Here is a 24,960-nt window from a genome sequence, read left to right as displayed (position 1 = left end):
CACTTCTGCTGAAATCTACAAGCTTTAATTAACCATTTGATTTTAAAGTTTATATATTTATTTTTATCTTTAATTAATTATCAATAAGGATTATTGATAAGTCATTTTTGTTAAATCCTCCTAATCTGCACAGCCCCTAAACATAAAGAGGAATGGATTGTATGAAGACTAAGTTTTTAGCCCCTTATGCATCTGCGTTAATCGGCAGTCTGTTAGTGGCTGGCTGCGGATCTGAAGAGAATGTGAGTCAGGCTCCCATTTCGGTATATGTCCCGTTTTCAATTAATGCACTGCCAATACCCAATGACGGCTATGGTTTTGACTCAGACCATACCATAGCCTTTCCCGTCGAGAACCAGGTTGAAGGTGTAGATAGGGAGAACTTTTACCGCAGTTCAGACACTGTCTATGCCGCTCTAGATGGCTGGGGATTATGTGTTGAGCCAATCAGGATCCCTATTGCAAGTATCGATGCCGATGAGAGGTATCCGCTAGATAGTGCCAGCCTAGTGAACAATATCATGCTGATAGATGCAGCAAGCGCTAAAGCTGTGCCAGCAGAGATAACCGCCAGTGGAGAAGAGATTAAAATCGCTTGTCAGCAGGCCTTAAACAGTGAGAGTCGTTACTTTTTAGCGGTCAGCGATAGAGTGAAAACTCAGTTTGGTGAGCCATTAATGGCCGATGCCAGCTTTACAAGTTTGTTGTCGAGAGATGAAGACGACCTCAGTGAAACAGAGTTGTTAATCAAACAACAAATAACATTGGCCACTGAAGCTTATCAGCAAGCTTCCGGGCAAGGAAACGTGATCTATGGGGCTCAATTTACCACCCAAAGTGTATACCCGATCTTAGATTCAATCATTGAGCATGATGCTTCAGCCTCTTTGGGGGAACTGACGAAAATAAACGATGCTAGAAAATATGATACCTACCAAACCAGCTTAACCATGCCTTATTACCTGCCTTTTACCAAAGAAGATGAGGCAAGTTGTCTGGTGGATGAGTTTGATCCCATAACAGCTTGTCCGGATCTGTACCGGTGGATGAAGCCTGAGTCCGGTGGTGAGCACTTAACCAAAACCAATACCTTGCCTCAATCTACATCCCTTGATGTGGTTGCCGATATTCACTCTCCGACTGACTGGGATGGTAAGCAACCCCTGCCTGTGGTGCTGTTTATTCATGGTGTGACGGCAGATAAAAATGCTGCCTCTTTGATGGTAAAAGATTATGTGGATCAAGGCTTCTTAGTTGCCGCCATTGATATGCCCTATCACGGAGAGCGGATCATGTATGACAGGGAAGGCAATGAGATCAGCGCGCAAGTTGATAAGGCAAACTTTATCAACATAGCTTCACCCTTGACGCTGAGGGGGAATTTGACTCAGGCGGTATCCGATAATTTAAGTTTACGCTATGCCTTGAACAAGGTCTCCTGGACGGATCCAACTAATGTCCATTTAGTGGGTCATTCACTGGGAGGAATCGTCTCTGTGATGGTGAGTGAGATGTCTCAGCAGGTCGAAGCCCTGCATTTTAATACGGTTAACTTTGTTGTACCGGGACAAGGTCTGGTGAATCTGACGTTAACCTCTGACACCTTAGGTGAAGAAACGGAACAAGCGATTAAGCAGTCTCCGGATATTCAAAGAGGTATCGCAGAAACCTTAGTGCCACAATCTTGCCAACCAAGCGACAGTAACGAAACCTGCATTTTGTCATTGCGAGAATTTGAGAGCGTATCTGAACATAATCAAATCACAGTGTCAGCACTGGAAGAGGATATTTATGCTTTGCTCTTACCAGACTTTAAGCAAGGGATTCAAGCGAGTACCGACAGTGCAGACCCTGCTAACTTTGTTCAGAGACAAAATATGGCAATGCAGCCGACATTGCTTATCGAAGCGGTAGGTAACTGTAATGCTAGCTGTGAAGTGGGTGAGTACTTACCCGATTTTGTGGTGCCTAATTCCAGCCCCGACAATGTGATGACAGGTACAGATCCGTTAGTTACAGCCTTAAATCTTGGAGTGATAAGAGGCAGTGTAATCGATGAATCAGGAACTGGACTCAGAGTGATGATCAGGGCAACAGTTGGCGGTCACGGTACCTATCTTTTCCCTTATGAAGGTCCGATGGATGAAGAGGGTAAACCGGGTATTCCTGATACTGAAATTCTGGATGAAGTCTGGAATGCGACCGATACCCAGCAGGTTGCTGTCGCCAGCATGGTGATATCTGATGGCGGCGAAGTGATGATCAATAACCTGGATAATATTGAGTAGGAGTCTGCACAATGAAACACTTTCCTAGAACATATACATGTCTTGCAGTTCTTTTGGCTACTCATCAGGCGGTAGCGGCAGGTTTTCAAATTAATGCTCAATCGGCGACTGGGCTTGGCCGTGCATTTGCCGGTGATGGGATTATTGCCGACAACGCTTCGGTTATGGCTAAAAACAGCGCCGCTATGTCATTGATTGAAACTCCTGAACTCTCATTCGGTGGTGTGGCTGTTTTAAGCAGTGTAGATGTGTCTGCAGCGCTTTATACTCCGATAGTGGGGGATACTGTGGATGCCAGTGTCGACGATATTGCTGAAGATGCTTTTATACCTAATGCCTATTACGTTCACCCTATAGAGGGGACTGATTTTACTTTAGGGGCGTCAGTGTATTCCAATTTTGGCACTAATATTGTGTTTCCTGAGGACTATGTTGCGAGGGAATTTGGCGGAGAAACCTCGTTAACCAGCGTCAACTTTGGTATTGCACTCTCCTATCAAGTGACTAATAAATTCAGCTTAGGTGGCGGTATCGATGTGATCTATGGCGATGGCGATATCAAACGTAAAGGTTTGTTAGATGTCGAGGCTGATGGCGTTGGTTATGGATTTAACTTAGGGCTGGCCTATGAATTTGACCGCGACAATCGTATCGGTTTAAGTTACCGCTATAGTCCTGATATCGAAGCTAAAGGCGAAGTGTCGATGGGTGGAGAGTCAGCCGACAGCATTAATATTCCTTTACCCGATATGCTTGAGTTATCTGGATATCATAAGTTGACTGAAAAATTTGCGTTTCATTACAGTGTGCAATATGTTGCATGGTCTGAATTTAATGCATTAACGTCAGAGGAACTCTCGTCGAGTATTAAAGAATATCAATGGGTCGATGCTGGGCATATATCCATAGGGGGCACCTATTATCTGTCCCCTCAAGTAGAGTTAAGAGCCGGGTATATGTACGACAAAGCCCCTACAGATAGCTTGAGCTCTTTGTCGATCCCCGACTCAAACAGACAATGGCTTTCTGCTGGAGCAAGCTATCATTTGTCGGATAAACAGAGTGTTGATCTGGGCGTGAGTTATGTACTGGGTGAAGATGAAGTGGTGGAAGAGTCACTGACCATTATTCCAGGCACACAGTCGAGTATTAAGGCACTGACCACAGCTGACGCTTGGCTTATCGGGGCGCAATACAGTTATCGTTTTTGATGTCAAAGGTGCATTGGCTCTGGTGTCGATGCGCCCATATTTCTTATTATTGTTTAATAAAATGGAAGATTTAACATGTTTAGAATGCTTGGTTTAGGGTTATTTTTTGCTGCAACGTCGGTGAGTGCAGCGACGTCCAAAGACTTAATCAAATCTACCGAGTCATGGGACGGCAATAAACTACCTGCGTACTCATTGACCCAACCTGAAGTGACCATTAAAGAGATAGTGATAGCCCCCGGTGAAGAATTGCCTTGGCATCAACATCCGGTGATTAATGCCGGCATACTTCTAAGTGGTGAATTGATGGTGTACACCCGCGACGGTAAACAGAAAAATCTAAAAGCTGGGGATACGCTGATTGAGTTGGTTAACACCTCTCACTACGGGAAGAATATCAGTACAGAGCCGGCCAAAATAGTGGTGTTTTATCTGGCGGAGCAAGGAGATAAAGTGACGGTGTTAGATCATAAACACTAATTATCAATCAAGTATAGATAAAAGAAAGCTGATGACATATACCAATCAGTATAAGAAAGTGATCTACTCAGAGTTATTTTTGGCAAACAAATTCAAGGTGAATAGATGATGGAATGGTTATTCCCTTGTGAGGCTATTCAACGAAGAAGTAGGCAGCCAAAAACACTCCTGAAAGGCAAGTTTTAGCGCTTCATATGCAGTGTTAACGAGCTAGAACGTAGAATAACTATGCTCTTCACTCGTTGCTAGCAACATGGATGTTGTGAATGTCATTCATGCAGGAGCAATTAATGACCTTGCCTCTGAAGCGCTAAACTCTCGCTGAGCGATCACATCTTTATGCTGATTGGTATGGTATGAGCTTTTCTATTTAACCCGTCAGTCTAACCGACGCTAATCTCATAGGAAGTGAACTTACGTAGGTTAATCACACCAGTATCGAAGATCAGGTACTGCCCCTTAATGCCGAGCAAAACGCCACTGACGACTGGCTCTTTATCGAAGTTATGTGAGCTTATCTTGGTTGGAAACTCGGTAACGGGGAAGTGGATACTCTGTATCTCTTCATCGAGTTTCTCTATGGCATAATCACCATGGGCCATGCATATCTCATGGATCTTGTTTTCGACTTCAGGCAGTAATTCTGCAGCCTTGGCCTTTAGGTCGATATCTTCAGCATTGCCCTTTAACATGGTGCGCCAGTTAGTCTTATCGGCGATCATCTTGGCAAGTTCGACTTCGACCAAGCCAGAGATCTGTCTGGTCGAGACTTTGAGGATAGGCAAACCTTGAGTCGCACCTTGATCTATCCAACGGGTCGGCAGTTGGGTATGACGAGTGATGCCAACTTTTAATCCCGACGTATTCGACAGGTAAACATAGTGAGGCACGAAACAATTAGCCTCTCCCCATTCTGGCTCGCGGCAGGTTCCCTCGGCAAAATGACAGGTTTCGGGCTTCATGATACACATGTCGCAGCTGGCCAGTTTTCTCATACAGACAAAACAGTGCCCCTGTGAGTAACTTTTTTTGGTTTTCTTTCCGCAGTTACTACAGCAAATTTTACCGGTATGGGTCAAAGTCACTGTGGTGCCGATGAGTGGGTTCATATCTAATAAATCGTCGCCCACTGGCAACTGATACTGCACCTGCTGGTTATCATCCAGTGTGGCGCGCATCTTCTTGATGGTTCCTAACATATTTTTTCCTATCATTGAGGGGACTCTGACGGTCCCTGACAATGGTATTTGCATGACATTGGCATTTATATTTAGTATACCAGATTGTTGACTTTGTTCTTGATTGATTTAATCGATTGCGAGGTGGTTTTGTAAAGAGGCTAAAGGAGGAGCCATCGAAGAGAAAGCTTCTCTTCGATGTTGAGGTTGAGTCTAACTTTTACTTTGGTCAGAGGCAGGTTTAGTGGCTTATTTTATCGAGTACTACATCGTCACCTAAGGCATACAGGGCTTCGGATAGTTGTTCCTCTTGTTCGGGATTTTTCATGCCGAGATCGAAGTTTGCTCTGAACAAGGCGATGCCCGTGTGGCTTGCCGTCTCATAGCGACTACTGAAGTGTTCGATATTGATCCCTAGCGCACTTATTTTATTAGATATTTCATGTACCAAGCCCGGCCTGTCGTAGGCGACCAATGAGAAGCTAAGATGTTGTAGTTTATTGGGCTGCTTGCTGGTCTTGGAATAAGTTAGACTCAATCCTTCGATACATTCCAGGGTCTCGATTAAGACATCCCAGTTGGATGATGGCACTTCTAAAAGGAGTATGGCGGCAAAGATACCATCGATATGGCGTAGCTCAGAATCCAGCCAATTCCCCCCGTGGCGGCTTACCGCGTGAGCTATCTGCTCCACGAGTCCTTTTTTATCTGCGACCTGTAGTGTGATTAAATAGCGTAACATATTGATACTCCGTATGATTTTAATTATTCCATCCTTGATTAGGCACTGTAACACTAGTGTCATCTTTACGTCATATAATGCCACACATCAGAATAATGAGAATGTTTCTAAACTATTGTTAGCATAGCAATTGAAACAATCCCAGTGAAAAGTCTACTGGCTACTTAATAAACGAGGTTCTAATGGAAACTCAGGTAAGACAACCTGATTCTAAGGCGAATAACCTACTGATGGGGAGAGGCTCAAGCAGAAGGGCGATTAAGGATAAGTTGACTCAAGTCGGGGTGACTATCGGCGGAGCCATGGTATTTATCGCTCTGTTGTTGATCTTTTTTTATCTGCTCTATGTTATCAAGCCTATCTTCGATGACGCCGAAGTATCGCCCGTATCAAGCGTGGATCTTCATGACTCAGTTCCGGCTCTGATGGTTGGAAGCGATGAGCAAAATGAAATTATGTATCGTGTCTCTCAAACTGGCCAAGTTGATTTTTATGATGTTAGCTCATCAAAATTAATTGAAACTGAACAGCTGGAATTTCCTGAGGGAAGTCAGGTTGTCAGTAGTGCAGCCTCGGTACCAAGTGAGCAGAGGTTTGCCTTCGGCCTTGATAATGGTCAGGTGATCATTTCAGGAATCGAGTTCGGTGTGACTTATCCAAATAATAACCGCCTCATTACGCCTAAATTGAGATTTCCTAACGGTAAGGCGGCCATGACGGTCGATGAGCAAGGGCAAGCGATTAATCATCTCGCATTCGATTACAGTAGCGATATGATGACGTTTGCTTATCAAGACGATGATAATGTATGGCGTCTGTCTCGTCAGGAGGGCGAGGAGAACATGATGACCGAAGAGGTCGAATGGTCTGCTTACAACGGCATTATTAAGGATGCACCTGTAGATGTTCAGCAGCAGCTGATGACCCCAGATCAGCGCCAACTCCTGCTTAGATCGGGTAATAAGTTGTTTATCTATGATATTCGCGATGCCGAAGCGGTATCTCTGAGCCAAGTATTAGAGCTGGGGCGTACAAGCGTTAACGTCACCAATGTTAGCCTGCTTGCAGGGGCAAGCTCCTTGCTGGTGAGCTACGACTCAGGCTTAGTGCAACAGTATTTTCAGGTCAACGGCAAACAAGGGCGTCAGTATCAAGAGATACGCGACTTTAAAAATCATGGAGGCATTAAGAGTGTAGCTTCTGAGTTTTATCGTAAGAGCTTCGTTACTATCAGCGATAATGGCCAGCTGTCGTTACTTTATACTACCAGTCAAAGAAAACTCTTCTCTGAGGATTTCAACTTAAAAAATCCGGGCACGCTGGGCTTTAGTCCACGTTCAAATGCCTTGGTGGTGGAAGCCGACAACAAGTTACACATGTTCAGCGTTTCAAATACTCATCCCGAGGTGTCATGGAGCGCCATGTGGAGCAAGGTGTGGTACGAAGGTTATCCTGAGCCCAAGTATGTGTGGCAGTCGACTTCTGGCTCAGATGATTTTGAAGCTAAGTTGAGCTTGATGCCATTGGCGTTTGGTACCATGAAAGCCGCTTTCTATGCCATGCTTTTTGCCACTCCCCTGGCGATTGCCGGCGCTATTTATACCGCCTACTTTATGACGCCTAAGGTGCGTTCCGTCGTCAAGCCAACCATTGAAATAATGGAAGCCTTGCCTACGGTAATACTCGGCTTTCTTGCCGGTTTATGGCTGGCTCCTTTGATAGAGGATCACCTGCCGGGGATCTTAGTATTACTGACCCTCTTGCCAGTCTCGATACTGACCAGCGCTTTCATCTGGCATAACTTGCCGGATAAGGCTAAGCAGTTATTGCCAGAAGCCTATCAGGAGTTGATGTTGATCCCGGTGATCTTATTCGTCGGTTGGTTCTCCTTTGCCATCAGTCCGGCATTGGAAATCGCCTTCTTCGATGGTGATTCAAGATTGTTTATCACCAATGAACTGGGCATCACTTTTGACCAGCGTAATGCTCTGGTTGTCGGTATCGCCATGGGGTTTGCGGTCATTCCAACTATCTTCTCCATAGCCGAAGATGCGGTGTTCTCTGTGCCTCGTCATCTTTCTAATGGCAGCTTGGCGCTCGGTGCTACCAACTGGCAGACACTGACTCGCGTAGTCTTATTAACTGCAAGTCCGGGTATTTTCTCCGCCATCATGATGGGAGTGGGGCGTGCGGTTGGCGAAACCATGATTGTACTCATGGCCACAGGTAACACGGCCATTATGGAGTGGAGTGTGTTTGAAGGCATGCGAACCTTGGCGGCGAATATTGCCGTGGAAGTACCTGAGTCGGCCATCGGCAGCTCTCACTACCGGGTACTCTTCCTCGCGGCCTTTGTATTGTTTGTTTTCACCTTTATCTTCAACACTATTGCTGAAGTCGTGAGACAACGTCTTCGCGAACGTTATAGCTCACTTTAAATAGCGATGAACATGATGATTAGATATATGAACTTGGATATGTGTGTGTTTTTGCAAGGTCTAACTGGGAGAGTTTCTCATGGGTAACTGGTTTAAATCTGGATCGCCGTGGATCTGGATGACAGGCGGCGCTGTGAGTATCAGTTTGATTGCCGTTTTAGGTCTGCTGCTGATGATAGCTTGGCGAGGCTTGAGTTACTTCTGGCCTGCGGAGATCTATCAATGGGAGATGGAAGATCAACAGGGACAAACTTACACCTTGATAGGTGAGGTATACGATACCGAACAGGTTCCTACTGAGCAGCTGCTCTCGGCAGGTCATGTATTTAAAGAGACGCCGGGGGATACGGTTACCCGTTATTTAGTTAAAACTGGTAACCGTGAATTTGTTGGCCTGGATTTCCGCTGGATATTAGCCACAGATATCATTTCTCGTAGTCGGCCCGAAGATATTGCGGTTATCGAACGCAGTAAAAATGGTGACTTTTACGGTTATCCAATTGCCGTTATAGAAGATGGTAAACGACTCGACTTCGATGATGTCGAGGCCTCGTTCGAGTCGCACATAACACGGGCTGTTGAGCTCAATGATAAGTCGGTTGTGATACAGAAGGGGGAGATAGGCTCGATAAATTACGCCATCGAGAAGCTTCGTCTACAGGAACGTGGTTATGAACTTGATGGTAAGCTAACACCTGCTATTAAGGCCGACTTATCCCAGAAGAGGGCGGCACTACAATCACAATATCTGATTGTAGAGAAAGAATTTTTTGGGCTTAGAACAGAAGCGGGACGAGACTCGGTTATTATCAAAGACATGCGCGACTTGGAGGTTACCCTCAAGCTGGATAGCATTCTGGATGTGACCTATTCCAATCGTTTGGGCTTGATTGACAAACTGGGTCATTGGTTTGTCGGTGTAGGTCGTTTTGTTAGTGACGATCCTCGGGAAGCCAACACTGAGGGCGGGGTATTTCCGGCTATTTTCGGCACCGTATTTATGGTTATGCTGATGGCTGTGATTGTTACACCATTTGGGGTGATAGCGGCGGTTTACCTGCACGAATATGCAAAGAAAGGCCCTATCACTAAGATGATCCGCATTGCGGTGATTAACCTGGCCGGTGTGCCCTCGATTGTTTACGGAGTATTTGGCTTAGGTTTCTTCGTTTATATGTTCGGTGGTAGCTTAGATCAACTCTTCTTTCCCGAAGCCTTGCCAGCGCCGACATTTGGTTCGCCTGGGGTACTCTGGTCAGCATTGACTCTGGCTATCCTGACCTTACCAGTGGTTATCGTGTCGACCGAGGAAGGGTTGAGCCGTATCCCCAGTTCGGTACGCCAAGCTAGTCTGGCACTGGGCGCAACCAAGGCGGAAACTTTGTGGCGCATCATCTTACCTATGGCGAGCCCGGCCATCATGACAGGACTTATTTTGGCTGTGGCGCGCGCCGCGGGTGAAGTGGCTCCCTTGATGTTAGTGGGCGTAGTCAAGCTTGCGCCGACCCTACCCATAGATATGAATTTTCCCTTCGTGCATTTAGAGCGAAAGTTTATGCACTTAGGTTTCCATATTTACGATGTGGGCTTTCAAAGCCCGAACGTAGAGGCTGCAAGACCTCTGGTTTATGCCACTTCGTTCCTGCTAGTGACTGTCATAGTGTCATTGAATCTGACGGCGATAGCGGTTCGAAACCATCTACGTGAGAAATATCGCTCACTGGAGCACTAATATCGGTTATCGGAGTAATGTAAACCCAGTATGATAGAGAAACTAAATCATACTTTTAAGTTGCAGTTATAAACCAAAAAGTTGTCACACAGTGACTCAAATAGAGATGCGTAGCAGCTCTATAAGTGATAGGACATAAAATGATTTCGATAGATAAGTCAGCGATGAGTACAAAATTTGTGGATCTGAAAAACTTGAGCCAGGAAGACACAGCCCTGGAGATCCGTAACTTAGATTTGAAATATGGCGATAAACAGGCCCTGTTTGATGTATCGATGAAGATACCGGAAAAACAAGTTACGGCTTTCATCGGTCCCAGTGGTTGTGGTAAGTCGACTCTGCTGCGCTGTATTAACCGCATGAATGATCTGGTGGATAATTGCCATATTAGTGGTGAAGTCTTGCTACACGGACAAAATATTTATGACAAGAAGGTCGATGTTGCGGCCCTACGTCGTAACGTTGGTATGGTATTCCAGCGTCCTAACCCTTTTCCTAAATCCATCTATGAAAATGTGGTCTATGGATTGCGCCTCCAAGGAATAAACAATCGTCGTGATCTTGATGACGCCGCAGAGCGCTCTCTTCGTGGTGCAGCGATATGGGATGAAGTGAAAGACAGGCTTCATGATAATGCCTTCGGCCTTTCGGGTGGTCAGCAACAGCGTCTGGTGATAGCTCGTGCCATCGCCATTGAGCCTGAGGTGCTACTACTGGATGAACCTACATCGGCTCTGGATCCTATCTCAACTCTGACGATTGAAGAGCTGATCACTGAGCTTAAGTCTAAGTATACCGTGGTGATAGTGACTCATAACATGCAACAAGCGGCTCGTGTATCAGATCAAACTGCATTTATGTACATGGGTGAGTTGGTTGAGTATGCCGATACCAATACCATTTTTACCACGCCACAGAAACGTAAGACGGAAGATTACATTACCGGTCGCTACGGGTAATTGGGCTAGTCAACAAATCTAAGCCCAGAGAGCTTCGCTCCCTGGGAATGAGATACTGAGATAAAGGGTTAACACCGATGGACAATATGAATTTAAATAGACACATTTCGGGTCAATTTAACGCCGAGCTGGAGGATATACGTAACCGAGTATTGGCAATGGGTGGTCTAGTCGAACGTCAGTTGGAGCAAGCTCTGGATGCGATTTCGAACTTAGATGCAGAGCTGGCTCAGAGTGTGATCGAAGGCGATCATAAGGTTAATGGCATGGAGGTCGCTATCGATGAAGAGTGTGCCCGTATTATCGCCAAAAGGCAGCCAGCAGCGAGTGATTTGAGGTTAGTGCTGGCCATCTCTAAAACCATAACAGATTTAGAGCGTATCGGTGATGCTTGTGTGAAAATTGCCAAGGTTGCGCTGGATAAACGTTTGAAGAAACAACAGCCCTTACTTGTGAGTCTCGATAGCATGGGGCGCCACGCGACCCGCTTTCTCCACGGCACCTTAGATGCCTTGGCTCGTATGGATGCCGATGCCGCATTCGAGCTACACAAGGAGGACGCTAAGTTAGATAAAGAGTATGAAGGTACTATTCGTCAACTTATGACCTATATGATGGAAGATCCTCGCTCCATTCCTGAGGTGTTTGACGTGCTTTGGGCAACAAGAGCCGTAGAGCGTGTCGGTGACCGCTGCCAGAATATCTGTGAATACATCATCTACTATGTCAAAGGGAAAGATGTACGCCACGTTTCTTATGAAGAGATGGAAAAAGATCTGAACCTATGAACTGATTAGTAGAAAAGTCAGGTAGTAGAAAGATGTCCGGCAACTTCATGTCTTATGAAGAGATGGAAAAAGATCTGAACCTATGAACTGATTAGTAGAAAAGTCAGGTCGTAGAAAGATGTCCGGCAACCTCATGTCTTATGAAGAGATGGAAAAAGATCTGAACCTATAAACTGATTTAGTAGCTTTTATAGATGATTATGATGAAAAGCAGCTTTATAGCTGCTTTTTTGTATTTATTAGCTCTTTATCGATAAGTAAGATCTATTGCTCAGATTTATTAATAAATTTGGAGTACAATACTCGAATCTTTGTGTATACACAGATTGTATTTAATAGAGGCGAGCTCATGGCCTATGTAGATTAGCCTAGAGTTTGGTCACTATTCAATGGGATTTGTTGTCTTCAGCTTTCAAGCGTTTGCCTTGAGAATTTTCACTTGGAAAAGTGCTACTGAATGACCTGAGTATATAGCCTTAATGGCGTTCACAAATTGTGAGTCCCGGCACAGATACAAGTATATTAAACTGTATGATGCCTCACCGTCTAATGTTGGCCGGGATCTCTTGTAGTTGAGTGAGTTGTATCAACTATTTGCTAATTTGCGAGAGTAATATGTCGATCAAATCCAGTATTAACCCCCCCGTTTTTTTCTCGTCCGTGTTTTTAATTGTTTTAATGGTATTTATTGGTGCCACCTGGCCCGAGCAAGCTCAAAATGTATTTAAGTCGGCTCAATCTTGGTTTGAGTTAAAAGCTGGCTGGCTTTACATCTTAGGTGTAGCCATCTTCCTTATTTTTATCATCTTTGTCATGGTTAGCCGTTTCGGCGATATCAAACTCGGACCAGATCACGCTGAGCCCGATTACAGCTATAAAAGCTGGATTGCCATGCTGTTTTCAGCGGGTATGGGCATAGGTCTGATGTTCTTCGGTGTCGCCGAACCTGTGATGCATTATCTGGCACCGCCTGATGCGACGCCTGAGACTATTCAGGCTGCAAAAGATGCCATGAAGATCACCTTCTTCCATTGGGGGATCCATGCTTGGGCTATCTACGCCGTAGTCGCTCTGAGTCTGGCTTACTTCTCCTACCGTCATAAGTTACCTTTGTTGCCGAGAAGTGCCCTTTACCCCTTAATTGGTGAACGCATTCATGGACCCATAGGTCATGCAGTTGATACCTTTGCTGTGCTAGGTACCATGTTTGGTGTGGCTACCTCCCTGGGTTTTGGTGTGCTGCAGGTGAACTCTGGCCTCAACTATTTACTCGGTGTGCCAGTCAATGCCATGGTGCAGGTCGGATTGATCATCGCTATCTCACTGATCGCTACCCTGTCAGTATTCTCTGGTCTGGACAAAGGCGTTAAACGTCTCAGTGAGCTGAATCTGGGGCTCGCGGTGATCTTGTTAATTTTTGTGCTTATATTTGGCCCTACGGTTGAATTACTACAGGCTTTCGTGCAAAACACTGGCGGCTATTTGAGTGATATCGTGGGCAAGACATTTAACTTATATGCCTATGAGCAGAAGAATGACTGGATCGGTGGTTGGACCTTGCTCTATTGGGGCTGGTGGATCTCATGGTCACCTTTTGTCGGCACCTTTATCGCGCGTGTTTCCCGCGGGCGAACCATCAGGGAATTCCTGATTGGCGTGCTATTAGTGCCATCGGCTTTTACCTTCCTTTGGATGACGGTATTTGGTAACACGGCGATAGATGCGATCATGAATCATGGCGCCACTTATCTGTCCGAAGCTGTGTCAACGGATGTATCTGTCGCCCTGTTTGTGTTCTTCGAACATATGCCGTTCTCGACCCTGTTGTCGACGATAGCTCTGTGCTTAGTCATAACCTTCTTTGTCACCTCGTCAGATTCCGGTTCTCTGGTTATCGATAACCTTACCTCGGGTGGCGATCAAGATGCTCCTGTGTGGCAGCGTGTTTTCTGGGCCTTGCTCCAAGGCGTGGTTGCTTCTGTGCTCTTGCTAGCAGGCGGTCTACAGGCCTTGCAGACTGTAGCTATTGCCAGTGCACTGCCTTTCTTACTGGTGATGTTGTTAATGTGCTTAGGCCTTTATAAGGCGCTGCAAGATGATTGGATCAAACTCAACAGTGTCCAGTCTCATAATACCAGTGTGCAGTACAGCAAGACCGATGTGGACTGGGAAGACCATCTCGATGTCCTAGTGTCTCACCCAAGTGAAGATGATGTGCAGGAGTTCCTCGAGCAGGTGGCGACCCCGGCGCTGATTAAAGTATGTGATAGTTTCACTCGTCGGGGCATCCCAGCCAGGGTCGTCAATTTAGACAATCGAGTCAGGTTTGTCATTCCCAGTGAAGATCATAATGATTTTGTCTACGGCCTGCGGATCAGAGCCTTTACCATTACCAACCCGCTAGTGAGTGAAGTTGATGATGGGGAGACAGATTACTATCGTGCTGAAGTCTTCCTTGAGCATGGTGGACAACACTATGATGTGATGGGATTCAATCAGAAACAGATCTTAGCCGATGTAGTGACTCAGTATGAGAAATACACCCACTACCTGCATATTTCAAGTTCAGAATACTTGGGCGGAGATGAATAAGCCTAAGTTAGATTTTTAGCAGTAGGCTTTTAGCGGAAAGTCGGTTAAACAGTTAAATTTACCCTGTAGCAATGTTATTATTGCCACAGGGTATTTTTTTGCTATCGTATTGGCCATGATGAAGTCAGTTTCGATAGCTATGAGCGGGATGAATGTGTATGTCGGTAAGCCAAGGTCAAAGCAAATTAGATAAAGTATTAGCTCAAGCCAGAGATTATAAAGCGAAACGCGAAACGGGTTATCGCGAGCAGGCGCTGAAGTTATACCCTTGGATATGTGGTCGTTGTACTCGTGAGTTTAATAACGCTAACCTGCGTGAACTGACCGTGCATCATAGAGATCACAATCATGATAATAACCCATCCGATGGCTCAAACTGGGAGTTACTTTGCCTTTATTGCCATGATAATGAGCATTCGAAATTTGAAGAGCTGATTCAGTATGGTGCGACCACTGAGACTAAGGTGGAAGCGGCAACCTATAATCCGTTCGCCGATCTCAAAGGCATGATGAAAAAGTAGTTTATCAACCAGGCTATTAAGTGATACGTGCCGATTCGGCTGTGTATTCTTAATAGCTTTTTTATACCAATTAAAGTTCGTTCAATGTTAATCGCGCCTCGGTTTCTTGCCACTTTTGTCGACTGATACGTTTACTTTCACTATTCTCACCTTTGCCTAGTTCGGTTTTGCGCTTCGCTAACTTTTCCCACACCTCAGCTTTAAATACATCATCGCCTGCGCTCCAGCCGACAATCTCATCGATAGTCCGATAACAGCCCACGCAGATGTCATCGTCATTTAAACCACATTTAGCCACGCAAGGGGAGTGAATCATCTATTTTGGCCCAGATTTCTATTGTTAAATTATTGACCGAGATTTTAGTGATCCTTGTCACGATTTTCAAGGGAGGATGAATTATACCAATCTCAGTTATTGAAACCCTGTGTTTTCTTCCCATTGTAAAGGTGATGTTTATCATGATGTTAATATTTAACTCTTAATGAAAACAGGGTGAGGTATATTTAGCTGATGAATGATCTATAGCACTGTAAGCTATAGGTAAAATAGATTTCAAATGCTAGACTCGATTGAATTTTTATCGATTGTTTTTTCATTTATTTAGCTTTTCAATGGATTGTGAAAAGTTACTGGGGGCTTTATGAAAGCGTTGCTACGCTTAAGTGTTTTTGTTGTGCTGGGTCTGCTTACGACGGCATGTTCTCTGTTAGAGGTAAAACTTGAGAGTGGTGTGGTGCCTCTGCCTCAAGAGCAACTAAATATGCGGGTATTTAGCCGTGATTTTAGCAGTACTTTTTATAGTCGAGTAGAACAGACTGCCGACCAGATTTCAGCGCTTGAATCTGCCGATCAGCAAGATATATATCTGAAATCTAACGCTCTGATGTGGAAAATAAATTCTGAACAGGCGTTACAAAGGACTATTTTCCAGGCTTCACCGGTGGCAGCCATGGTTGATACCTGGGCCTACACAGCGCAGATGAGTGAGTTTTATGAAACTGGAGCAGGTAAGGCGCTATTTGGTGAACAACAATCGAAGGTTATCGAGACCAGTAGAGCATTAGAGACTCAATTTGAGAAGACAGTTAAAGGCTTCTTATCTCAGGGCGACTTCAACAAGAACCGCGATTTTATCAAACAATACGTGTTGGAGAACCCTCTCACTGATATCACTTTCAGTCGCAAGTCAGCATTTAATGACTGGTTAAAGTTCAGAGAGATCAATGAATTCGAAGCTGTGACTACCTTTGGCTCAGTGCCGGAAGTGATGAGCGATATTTCAGATCGCATGGCGATGATCTCTGAGCAGATGCCTAAAATATTAGGTTGGAAAGCCGAACTCTATGCGCTGCATTCAAATATCAATGCCGAAGAAGTTCAGGCAACGCTTGTGAGTATCAGCGAGACATCGGCAAGGTTCCAGGAGCTGATGGCACAGAGCCCTGAGATGATGCAAAGCTTAGCCGTAGATATGCGACGAGAGCTGAGCCCTCTACTGCAGCAACTGAGTGACTCGACCGATGATAAGCTTAAACAACTATCTGTAGAGCGTCAGGCATTAGAGTTGATGGTTAAGAATGAGCGTCTGGCTCTCGAGGAAATGGTTGCCAGAGAGCGCGTCGCCGCGGCGGCTAACCTGGATGATATATCTAAACATACGGTAGAGGTGGTGTTTCAGGAGTTAACCAAGACACTTAAGAGTCTGATCCTCTATTTCGTACTCTTCTTAGTCGTGGTTTTCTTTGCTCCTCTTGGTCTAGGTGTTTTCTTGGGAAAACGCATGGAAAGCAAGAAGAGGAGTAAGCTGAGTAGCAAGGCTATAAATTAAGTAAAAAGACGAGCTCCTACGCCCTAGCTCCTAGGAACTAGCTGCTAACCCTGTATCATGTAGGGCTAGCAGCTGTTTTTATTCCTGTCTTTTCCTGTGTTTTTATTTAGAAAAAGAGTGCCTATAACCTTGCAAGAAAATTCACACCGCCATCGGCTCAAAAAACTCGATACGTTATTAGTTCAGAGCCGTACACTATGGCAGGTGAAGGCATTCGATTGCACTTTATTACCCTGGGAGAAACGGTTCCCCTGTTTGGCTAATAAGGTTTGGTCGATATCTGATGTCGATATCGATGAATTGGATAAGACACAAGCTGAGTTAAACGCTGAGTTGCTGCCTGCGTTACAGCAAGATCTGCAGAGAAGTGATGCTTCATGGCAATTGGACTTGCTAGGGCAAGTGGAAACCGCTTTAACAAAAGGGGACACAGATCTAGCTCAGCTATCGGTTGAACTCTTGTCTCATAAGGAAGCTTCTCATTTCAGTGCCGGCATAAAAGGGCGGAAATGGTCACAAATCACGGCATTTGCAGCACAAATTAAGCCTGATACCAGTGAAGTGCTGGAGTGGTGCGCCGGAAAAGGGCATCTTGGTCGGTTGATTTCCAAGGCTCATTCTCGTCCAGTTGTGAGTCTGGAGTGGCAGCAGAATCTGTGCGACGAGGGAACAAAATTTGCCGATAAATGGCATCTGCCTCAGGAATTTATCTGCGGCAATGCATTCGCACCTCAACAATCCAAGCTAAAGAGGGATCAGCAAGCCGTGGCACTGCATGCCTGTGGCGATCTCCATGTGCGCTTACTACGATTGGCATCTCAAGCAAACACCAGAGCCATAATCATCTCTCCTTGCTGTTACCACCTTATTCAAGCTGAGCAGTATCAGGGGATGTCACAAGTGGTACTCGATAGTGAACTGGTGTTATCCCGACATGATCTGCAGGTGCCGTTGCAGCACAGTACCATTGCTAACGCGAAACAAGTGGAATATCGTCACAGAGAAGTTATTTGGCGTTTGGGATTCGACTCCTTGCAGCGTGAGGTTAATCAAAGCACGGAATATCTACCCATTCCATCGATAAAGCAGAGCCAATTGAACCAAGATTTTGAGGCGTTTTGTCATTGGGCGGCGGAGAAAAAGTCTGTGGATTTACCTGTCGATCTAGATATTAACACTTACCTTGAGGTAGGCGTTCAGAGGCAGAGACTAACCCGTCGAATTGACCTGGTAGCCCATCTGTTTCGTGGCATATTGGAACAATGGTTACTGCTCGATAGAGTTTGTTTTCTCGAGGAGCAAGGCTACTCGGTAAAGTTAACTCAATTCTGCAAAAAAGCGGTTACGCCGAGAAATTCGTTAATATCGGCTGAAAAACAAACAAACTAACACCCAGCGTATGAAGGATTAACTAAGTCTATGTTTTTATAGTGAAGATATAATAAGTCATGTTTGTTTTTTTCTTTTAGACCTTATTTTTTTGATAAAATATGTAGTTTATTAGTGAAAAAAGCGTAGGTATGACGGTTTTTTATTGAATCATTAGCCTTTTCTTGCTCAAATGATGGGTTAATACTAAATAATAATACTTATTGGCTGAAGTCGCGCCGATATTGTGAGCGAAATAATACTGTTTCATGAAATATTCCCGAGTATTTATCAATAGCCTGGCATATGAACTGGCACCTGAAGTGGTGTCCACTTCTGAATTAGAATCTCGTTTGGCACCCCTATATAAGAAGTTTCGCATCCCTATGGGGCAGCTTGCCGCATTAACCGGGATCACCGAGCGTCGTTGGTGGCCAAAAGGTCATAGATTATCAGACGGTGCTCTGGCTGCTGCTCACAAGGCTATTGATGAAACTGGCGTGAAAGTGAGTGATTTAGGCGCTGTGGTATACACAGGTGTCTGCCGTGATCAACACGAACCGGCAACGGCGTGTCGCATCGCAGCAGAGCTTGGGGTGTCGAAAGATACCGCCATCTATGACATCAGCAATGCATGCCTTGGCGTACTCTCAGGTATTTTAGATATTGCTAACCGCATTGAACTTGGTCAAATTAAAGCTGGCTTAGTGGTCTCATGTGAATCTGCACGTCATATTGTGGATATCACCATAGATAATATGTTGGCCGAGCAAACCATGCAGAATTATGCGCAATCCTTAGCAACCTTAACCGGTGGTTCGGGCGCGGTTGCCGTCTTGCTGACCGATGGCAGTTTGCCACTCATGAGTGACCGTCAGCATCAGCTACTCGGTGCTAGTCACTTATCGGCCCCTGAACATCATAATTTATGTCAATGGGGCCTGCAGGAAGCCGGATTACACTTGTATCGTGAGTTTATGCGCACCGATGGTGTTGCACTGCTCAAAGAGGGCGTAGAACTCGCTCGTCATACCTGGAGCCATTTCCTTGAACAGCGGGATTGGGTGGTGGAGCAGGTCGATAAAGTGATCTGCCATCAGGTAGGCTCATCAAATCGTCGTCAGGTGCTCAATGCACTTAATATCCCTCAAGAAAAAGAGTTCCCTACCTATCAACTGCTGGGCAATATGGGCACGGTGTCTTTACCTGTGACGGCTGCGATGGCTCACGATCAGGGATTCCTTCAAAAAGGCGACCAAGTGAGCTTCTTAGGCATAGGCAGTGGCCTTAACTGTATGATGCTTGGGATTAAGTGGTAACGAAAGCGGCTATTAGTGCACGCTTAGTACATTTCAGTCCCATACCTCACATAATCACGTTATGCGTCTCAAGATAGAGGCGCGATGATGAAAAGAATATTTAGGAAGAGTCATGTTAGACACTCTGTTTCCCTTCAAGCGCAATTATCTCGACAGAAATGGTCATAAGCTACAGTACGTCAATGAAGGTCTAGGTGAGCCAGTGGTTATGGTTCATGGCAACCCAAGCTGGTCATTCTATTATCGAAATGTGGTCTCTGCGCTGAGCTGTAACCATCAATGTATCGTACCGGACCATATTGGTTGTGGATTGTCCGATAAACCAGATGACAGCGGCTATGACTACACCCTAAAAAATCGTATTGACGATCTCGAAGCTTTGCTTGAGCATCTGAATGTGAAAGAGAATATCACCTTAGTGGTGCATGACTGGGGCGGAATGATAGGCATGGGGTTCGCCGCTCGCTATCCTGAGCGGATTAAGAAATTAGTCATTCTGAATACCGGTGCTTTTCATCTACCCAAAGCTAAGCCTTTTCCTTGGGCTTTATGGATCTGTCGTAATACCTTACTAGGCACAGGTCTGGTTCGCGGTTTCAACGCATTTTCATCTATCGCCTCTTATGTTGGCGTTAAGCGTAAGCCAATGTCGAGTGAGATACGTAAAGCCTATGTGGCGCCGTTCAACTCATGGGCAAACCGCATCTCAACCTTGAGATTCGTGCAAGATATCCCGTTGAAAGAGGGTGATCGGAATTATGAATTGGTGTCGGAGATCGCTGCAAGTTTACCCAAATTTTCCAATGTGCCGACGATGATCTGTTGGGGTCTGAAAGACTTCGTATTCGATAAGCATTTCCTTGCTCAGTGGAAAGTTGAGATGCCCCATGCGACCGTGCATGAATTTGCAGACTGCGGTCACTATATTCTTGAAGATGCCAGTGATGAAGTTGTTGGTCATATCACTCAGTTTATGAGTCGCGATTCTGCTGCCGTTTAATCGTCGCGGTTAGCTTTTTAGCGAGAGGATAAGATACAAATAAGCGGTCAAGTTGGCCGCTTATTGCATATAAAATGAGAAAGGTCATAGAACATGTCAGCCTCTTTAACTGCCAACCATTCTTCAACAGAACAAGACAGCGAGATCCACACAAGAGCCGGTGTTAATCTCTGCCGTCACCTCATTAGCGCTGCTAAAAATAATCCAGACGATCTCGCTGTAGCGGTACAAACTGCTACCGGGTCAATGTTCTCTACTAAGACGCTGGAATATCAAGAGCTCAATTTTTCAGAACTCAATCAACAAAGTGATCGTCTAGCCCATGGTTTAAATGCCTACGGGATAACGCGTGGCATGAAGGCCGTGTTGATGGTGACACCGAGTGTCGATTTTTTCACATTAACTTTCGCCCTGTTTAAAGCGGGTGTAGTGCCTATCTTGGTCGACCCCGGTATGGGCGTGAAAAATCTCAAGCAATGTTTCATCGAATCAGAGCCCGATGCCTTTATCGGTATCCCGAAGGCGCATCTGGCTCGTAAGCTATTTGGTTGGGGTAAGGGATCGGTTCAGAAATTGGTTACTGTAGGTGGTCGCAGCTTATTTGGGGGCGTCACGCTAGAAGATATCGCTGTTCACGGCTCATCAGAGCCCTATGATATGATCTGGTTAGACGCAGATGAGATGGCTGCTATTTTGTTTACCAGTGGCAGTACAGGGACACCCAAGGGGGTAATCTACTCTCACAAGATGTTTGAGGCTCAGATAAGTGCGCTGAGAGATGATTATAAGATTAAACCTGGCGAACGTGACTTAGCTACATTTCCATTATTCTCCCTGTTTGGCCCTGCACTGGGCATGGCCTCGATTATTCCCGAGATGGATGCCAGCAAACCGATAACGGCTAATCCTGACTATCTGTTCGCCGCTATCGAGAAGTATCAATGTAGCAATATGTTTGTTAATCCGGCTCTGATTGAGAGACTGGGGCAGGCAGGTGTGCCAGTCGGGGCGGGTGCGGTCGATGAGGCTAGCCAGCATAAATTGCCGAGCATCAAGCGTGTCATATCAGCCGGCGCACCAGCAACTATCTCCTCTATCAAGCATTTTAGTAAGATGCTGAGTGATGGTGTGGAAGTGCTTAACTCCTACGGTGCCACTGAGTCGCTGCCGTTGAGCAAGATGGCCAGTCAGGCTCTTTTCGGCACTACAGCTATCACTGATGGGGGGGGCGGAATTTGTGTTGGTGATGCTATCTCAGGTGTGGATATTACCATCATAGCTATCACCGAAAAACCTATCGGAATTTGGAGCGATGACCTTAAACTCCAGGCGGGACAGATAGGTGAAATCGTCGTTAAGGGCCCCATGGTGAGCCGTAGTTATTATCGCCGTGATAGTGCCACTGAGCAGGCTAAGATTCAAGATGGTGAACATACGCGTCATCGAATGGGCGATCTTGGTTATCTCGACAGTGAAGGCAAACTTTGGATGTGTGGACGTAAGGCACATCGAGTCGATGCCAGCAGCGGTAAACGCTATTTCTCTATTCCCGTTGAGAGAATTTTTAACACTCACCCTCAGGTGAAGCGTTCAGCTCTGGTGGGCGTCGAAGTTAATGGCCAATCGGAAATCCCAGAAATTGTGCCACTGTTGTGTATCGAGCTTGATAAATCTCTGGCATGCTCTTTAGGCGCTGGCTTATATGCTGAGTTGAATGCCATCGCCGAACAGCATAAACAGACTCTAGAGATAAAACGTTTTCTTATTCATCCTGAATTCCCCGTGGATATTCGTCATAACGCTAAAATATTCAGGGAAAAACTGGCCGTCTGGGCACAGAATAAGCATAAGGAGTAGTCCATGACTGATACGCTAGAAGCCCCTGTTTCTCTGGAGCAGTTTCACACTTTAGAGCAAGATGCGCTTATATCACTTAAATCATCAGCTAATCATGCCTTCGTCACGGGGGCGGGCGGTTTTTTAGGAAAAGCTATCTGCCAACGCTTATTGGCGGCTGGGCTCCAGGTGACAGGTTTCGCCCGAGGTGATTATCCAGAATTGACCGCTTTGGGCGTGACTATGGTCAGAGGCGATATTGCCGATAAAACTGCGGTTATTAATGCCATGAAAGGCTGTGATCTGGTTTTTCATGTGGCGTCTAAGGCGGGCGTTTGGGGCAGTAAACAGAGTTATTTCTCACCTAATGTAGATGGCGCGGCTAATATTATAAGCGCTTGTCAGCAACTCAATATCAGCAAGCTTATTTACACCAGTACGCCAAGTGTGACCTTTGCAGGTACAGATGAATCCGGGATAGACGAGAGCGCGCCTTATGCCGCTAACTATCTGAATCATTATGGTGAGTCTAAGGCCATCGCCGAGCAGATGGTGATAAAGGCCAACAGTCACTATCTAAAAACGGTTTCACTGCGTCCTCACCTAATCTGGGGACCAGAAGATCCTCATCTGGTGCCGCGTGTAATTGAGAGAGCGAAGGCCGGACGACTTAAGCTGGTCGGCAAAGAAGATAAGCTTGTGGATACCATCTATGTGGGGAATGCCGCCTACGCCCATATTTTAGCAGCTGTAAACCTCTGTAATGGAGGGGCGTCGGCTGCGGGAAAGGCCTATTTCTTGAGTAATGATGAGCCTATCACTATGGCTGCCATGCTAAATAAAATTTTAGCCTGTGCCGACTTGCCTGAAGTGAACAAACGGGTTCCTGCTAGTCTAGCCTACGTCGTCGGTGTCGTGCTTGAGAGCGTCTATGGTGTTCTTGGCAAGACAAATGAGCCTATGATGACCCGCTTTGTGGCTAAACAATTGTCTACCAGTCACTATTTTGATATCTCGGCTGCGAAAACAGATTTCGACTATTCTCCTATTATTAGCATTGACCAAGGAATGGTGAAACTGAGACAGTATCTTAAGTCTTAAGTAAATCTAGCTTAGGCATGCAGAATGAAACATGCCTAAGTGTTATCCCTAAGTGCTATCAAGGAAGAAACATGCTCGCTTTAAACCGGCTACGCTTATCTGCTGTATTCTCAATCTCGTTGGCTTTATCTCTATTCTCATTACTTTCATTAAGCTCCACAGTGCTGGCAACTGAGCAATCGGCTAACCCCTTTATCGGTAGCTGGCAGCTAGCATCGGGTAAGTACCTGGATGACAAGGGGGAATGGCAGAATTACCAGTCGCTTAATCTTACAGCCATTAAAGTCATCTCTGCATCTCACTTTAGTTTCACGACCATGAAAGAGATTGAGCAAACTGGTGGTGAGAACAAGCAAGAGTTCTGGGCTGCCGGTACCGGACGTTATGAGTTCACAGAAAGCCAATATATCGAGTATCCTCAACTTAATTCTTTCGGCGTATCGCCTGGAGAGTCATTTGCCTTCGAGTATCAGATTAAAGGCCAACAGCTGCATACCAAACGCGTCGAGGAGGGCGAGCTTAAAGAAGTTGAGGTGTGGCAGAGGTTGGATTAACTAGCTATTAGCATTTCGAATGCTATCATCCATTATTATTCGTTTTTATAATCAGACCTATTTGATTAAGCTCCTTTGATACATTTTTACTAGGGCTAATACGAGTGCATTCTAAATATCAGGTTTCATTACAGACTGCGGCTTTCCTTTTTGGCGCCTCAGCATTAATTGCTGAGCAACTGGCGGTTGGGGTGGTGGTGATAGTGTTCGCTCGCTGTCTGTTTGCTGCACTCACTTTGACTGCCTTAGTGCCATTTTTTAGACATCAGTTACTCTCGCCATTATCTGTTAACGAAATAATCAAACTAGCCGCCTCAGCTACTCTGCTGGCATTACACTGGTTCAGTTTCTTTTTGGGTGTAAAACTAGGAGGATTAGCCATAGGCACATTAGGCTTTGCCTGTTTCCCTGCATTTGTGATTTTATTGGAAGCCCTTTTCTTTGAAGTGAAAATCACAATCCATGATGGGGCCATCATCTTACTGATAGGCATCGGGATAGGGTTAATCACCCCTAGCTTTGACTTGTCAGATGCATCAGCCCTAGGCATGCTTTGGGGGCTGGGATCCGGTGTGATATACAGCATCATGATGCTTACCAACCGCTATCTAATCGACGGGGTTAATCCTATGCAATCATCTTGGATCCAATGTCTGGTCATTACTCTTATGCTATTGCCATTTGGCTTCGAAGGCATGATGAATATCACGTTACAAGAGTGCCTATTACTGGCAGTGTTAGGGATTTTATGTACTGGTATTGCCTACACCTTGTTTATTTATGGTGTTTCAGGCGTTAAGGCTAAAGTTGCCGCGACGGTTATTGCATTAGAGCCTGTCTATGCCATCTTGTTAGCCTGGATTATATTTTCGCAGCAGCCTTCCTGGATCGTGTTATCTGGTGGTGTTGCTATTATTCTTGCCGTGGTAATTTCGTCACAGAGGCGAGTCTCTAAGAGGCAAGAAACGGCTAGAGTATGATACTTAAAATACCAGTTTATATTCTTGTTCATATTCCTGCTTAT

At 45.5% G+C, this 24,960-nt stretch carries 20 protein-coding genes; 17 read left to right on the top strand and 3 right to left on the bottom strand.

What is annotated here, in order from left to right; translation table 11 throughout:
• Positions 1-161: 161 nt before the first annotated feature.
• From sps_RS09770 to sps_RS09760, 3 genes are all read left to right on the top strand, one after another.
• Positions 162-2,288: a hypothetical protein gene (locus tag sps_RS09770; RefSeq protein WP_077752354.1), complete on the top strand. Its 2,127-nt coding sequence runs from the start codon at positions 162-164 to the stop codon at positions 2,286-2,288.
• Positions 2,289-2,299: 11 nt separating this feature from the next.
• Entirely contained in the window at positions 2,300-3,499 is a 1,200-nt protein-coding gene (locus sps_RS09765) for an outer membrane protein transport protein (RefSeq protein WP_077752353.1), read from the top strand.
• Between the two features lie 75 nt (positions 3,500-3,574).
• Positions 3,575-3,979, top strand: coding sequence for a cupin domain-containing protein (locus tag sps_RS09760; protein ID WP_077752352.1), 405 nt, complete (start codon positions 3,575-3,577; stop codon positions 3,977-3,979).
• 383 nt (positions 3,980-4,362) lie between these two features.
• Here the strand turns inward: sps_RS09760 and sps_RS09750 are convergent, their stop codons facing one another.
• A complete protein-coding gene (locus tag sps_RS09750) occupies positions 4,363-5,178 on the bottom strand; it encodes a DUF2797 domain-containing protein (protein ID WP_077752351.1) in 816 nt (271 codons plus the stop codon).
• Positions 5,179-5,398: 220 nt separating this feature from the next.
• Positions 5,399-5,899, bottom strand: coding sequence for a glycine cleavage system transcriptional repressor (locus sps_RS09745; protein ID WP_077752350.1), 501 nt, complete (start codon positions 5,897-5,899; stop codon positions 5,399-5,401).
• Positions 5,900-6,081: 182 nt separating this feature from the next.
• Here sps_RS09745 and sps_RS09740 point away from each other — a divergent pair, with 182 nt between their 5' ends.
• The 6 genes from sps_RS09740 (at position 6,082) to sps_RS09715 (ending at position 14,929) form a co-directional block, all read left to right on the top strand.
• On the top strand, positions 6,082-8,337 hold the full coding sequence (locus sps_RS09740; protein ID WP_077752349.1) for an ABC transporter permease subunit: 2,256 nt from the start codon (positions 6,082-6,084) through the stop codon (positions 8,335-8,337).
• 79 nt (positions 8,338-8,416) lie between these two features.
• Positions 8,417-10,069 (top strand): phosphate ABC transporter permease PstA, encoded by a 1,653-nt coding sequence (gene pstA, locus sps_RS09735; RefSeq protein WP_077752348.1) that lies wholly within the window; start codon positions 8,417-8,419, stop codon positions 10,067-10,069.
• A gap of 140 nt (positions 10,070-10,209) precedes the next feature.
• A complete protein-coding gene (gene pstB / locus sps_RS09730) occupies positions 10,210-11,028 on the top strand; it encodes a phosphate ABC transporter ATP-binding protein PstB (protein WP_077752347.1) in 819 nt (272 codons plus the stop codon).
• 77 nt (positions 11,029-11,105) lie between these two features.
• Positions 11,106-11,816 carry a phosphate signaling complex protein PhoU gene (phoU, locus tag sps_RS09725; protein ID WP_077752346.1) on the top strand — a complete coding sequence of 237 codons (711 nt, stop codon included), beginning with the start codon at positions 11,106-11,108 and terminating at the stop codon, positions 11,814-11,816.
• A 615-nt stretch (positions 11,817-12,431) separates the two neighbouring features.
• Positions 12,432-14,408: a BCCT family transporter gene (locus sps_RS09720; protein WP_077752345.1), complete on the top strand. Its 1,977-nt coding sequence runs from the start codon at positions 12,432-12,434 to the stop codon at positions 14,406-14,408.
• Between the two features lie 158 nt (positions 14,409-14,566).
• The gene (locus sps_RS09715) at positions 14,567-14,929 is read left to right on the top strand and encodes a YajD family HNH nuclease (RefSeq protein WP_077755626.1); all 363 of its coding nucleotides are present in this window, start codon (positions 14,567-14,569) and stop codon (positions 14,927-14,929) included.
• Between the two features lie 70 nt (positions 14,930-14,999).
• On the opposite strand, the gene sps_RS09710 is transcribed toward sps_RS09715, so the two are convergent.
• Positions 15,000-15,245, bottom strand: a complete 246-nt coding sequence (locus sps_RS09710) for a DUF1289 domain-containing protein (protein WP_077752344.1) — start codon at positions 15,243-15,245, stop codon at positions 15,000-15,002.
• Positions 15,246-15,570: 325 nt separating this feature from the next.
• Between sps_RS09710 and sps_RS09705 the strand changes: the two genes are divergently transcribed.
• The 8 genes from sps_RS09705 (at position 15,571) to sps_RS09670 (ending at position 24,916) form a co-directional block, all read left to right on the top strand.
• The gene (locus sps_RS09705) at positions 15,571-16,758 is read left to right on the top strand and encodes a chemotaxis protein (protein WP_077752343.1); all 1,188 of its coding nucleotides are present in this window, start codon (positions 15,571-15,573) and stop codon (positions 16,756-16,758) included.
• Positions 16,759-16,887: 129 nt separating this feature from the next.
• Positions 16,888-18,147, top strand: coding sequence for a methyltransferase (locus tag sps_RS09700; RefSeq protein WP_077755625.1), 1,260 nt, complete (start codon positions 16,888-16,890; stop codon positions 18,145-18,147).
• A gap of 248 nt (positions 18,148-18,395) precedes the next feature.
• Positions 18,396-19,445, top strand: a complete 1,050-nt coding sequence (locus tag sps_RS09695) for a 3-oxoacyl-ACP synthase III (protein ID WP_077752342.1) — start codon at positions 18,396-18,398, stop codon at positions 19,443-19,445.
• A 112-nt stretch (positions 19,446-19,557) separates the two neighbouring features.
• A complete protein-coding gene (locus tag sps_RS09690; protein ID WP_077752341.1) occupies positions 19,558-20,445 on the top strand; it encodes an alpha/beta fold hydrolase in 888 nt (295 codons plus the stop codon).
• A 93-nt stretch (positions 20,446-20,538) separates the two neighbouring features.
• A complete protein-coding gene (gene oleC, locus sps_RS09685) occupies positions 20,539-22,302 on the top strand; it encodes an olefin beta-lactone synthetase (protein WP_149027253.1) in 1,764 nt (587 codons plus the stop codon).
• A gap of 3 nt (positions 22,303-22,305) precedes the next feature.
• Positions 22,306-23,382 (top strand): 2-alkyl-3-oxoalkanoate reductase, encoded by a 1,077-nt coding sequence (oleD, locus tag sps_RS09680; RefSeq protein WP_077752340.1) that lies wholly within the window; start codon positions 22,306-22,308, stop codon positions 23,380-23,382.
• A gap of 71 nt (positions 23,383-23,453) precedes the next feature.
• On the top strand, positions 23,454-23,936 hold the full coding sequence (locus sps_RS09675; protein ID WP_237158042.1) for a hypothetical protein: 483 nt from the start codon (positions 23,454-23,456) through the stop codon (positions 23,934-23,936).
• Positions 23,937-24,040: 104 nt separating this feature from the next.
• Positions 24,041-24,916: a DMT family transporter gene (locus sps_RS09670; RefSeq protein WP_077752339.1), complete on the top strand. Its 876-nt coding sequence runs from the start codon at positions 24,041-24,043 to the stop codon at positions 24,914-24,916.
• Positions 24,917-24,960: the final 44 nt, after the last annotated feature.

Source organism: Shewanella psychrophila (genome assembly GCF_002005305.1).
GTDB classification, from domain to species: Bacteria; Pseudomonadota; Gammaproteobacteria; order Enterobacterales; family Shewanellaceae; genus Shewanella; species Shewanella psychrophila.
This window is presented reverse-complemented; position numbering and strand designations above follow the sequence as displayed.

What these genes read in the sequence shown, in the direction of transcription:
- sps_RS09770 (WP_077752354.1), top strand. Translation starts at nt 162, where the DNA reads ATGAAGACTAAGTTTTTAGCCCCTTATGCATCTGCGTTAATCGGCAGT.
- sps_RS09765 (WP_077752353.1), top strand. Translation starts at nt 2,300, where the DNA reads ATGAAACACTTTCCTAGAACATATACATGTCTTGCAGTTCTTTTGGCT.
- sps_RS09760 (WP_077752352.1), top strand. Translation starts at nt 3,575, where the DNA reads ATGTTTAGAATGCTTGGTTTAGGGTTATTTTTTGCTGCAACGTCGGTG.
- sps_RS09750 (WP_077752351.1), bottom strand. Translation starts at nt 5,178, where the DNA reads ATGTTAGGAACCATCAAGAAGATGCGCGCCACACTGGATGATAACCAG.
- sps_RS09745 (WP_077752350.1), bottom strand. Translation starts at nt 5,899, where the DNA reads ATGTTACGCTATTTAATCACACTACAGGTCGCAGATAAAAAAGGACTC.
- sps_RS09740 (WP_077752349.1), top strand. Translation starts at nt 6,082, where the DNA reads ATGGAAACTCAGGTAAGACAACCTGATTCTAAGGCGAATAACCTACTG.
- pstA (WP_077752348.1), top strand. Translation starts at nt 8,417, where the DNA reads ATGGGTAACTGGTTTAAATCTGGATCGCCGTGGATCTGGATGACAGGC.
- pstB (WP_077752347.1), top strand. Translation starts at nt 10,210, where the DNA reads ATGATTTCGATAGATAAGTCAGCGATGAGTACAAAATTTGTGGATCTG.
- phoU (WP_077752346.1), top strand. Translation starts at nt 11,106, where the DNA reads ATGGACAATATGAATTTAAATAGACACATTTCGGGTCAATTTAACGCC.
- sps_RS09720 (WP_077752345.1), top strand. Translation starts at nt 12,432, where the DNA reads ATGTCGATCAAATCCAGTATTAACCCCCCCGTTTTTTTCTCGTCCGTG.
- sps_RS09715 (WP_077755626.1), top strand. Translation starts at nt 14,567, where the DNA reads ATGTCGGTAAGCCAAGGTCAAAGCAAATTAGATAAAGTATTAGCTCAA.
- sps_RS09710 (WP_077752344.1), bottom strand. Translation starts at nt 15,245, where the DNA reads ATGATTCACTCCCCTTGCGTGGCTAAATGTGGTTTAAATGACGATGAC.
- sps_RS09705 (WP_077752343.1), top strand. Translation starts at nt 15,571, where the DNA reads ATGAAAGCGTTGCTACGCTTAAGTGTTTTTGTTGTGCTGGGTCTGCTT.
- sps_RS09695 (WP_077752342.1), top strand. Translation starts at nt 18,396, where the DNA reads ATGAAATATTCCCGAGTATTTATCAATAGCCTGGCATATGAACTGGCA.
- sps_RS09690 (WP_077752341.1), top strand. Translation starts at nt 19,558, where the DNA reads ATGTTAGACACTCTGTTTCCCTTCAAGCGCAATTATCTCGACAGAAAT.
- oleC (WP_149027253.1), top strand. Translation starts at nt 20,539, where the DNA reads ATGTCAGCCTCTTTAACTGCCAACCATTCTTCAACAGAACAAGACAGC.
- oleD (WP_077752340.1), top strand. Translation starts at nt 22,306, where the DNA reads ATGACTGATACGCTAGAAGCCCCTGTTTCTCTGGAGCAGTTTCACACT.
- sps_RS09675 (WP_237158042.1), top strand. Translation starts at nt 23,454, where the DNA reads ATGCTCGCTTTAAACCGGCTACGCTTATCTGCTGTATTCTCAATCTCG.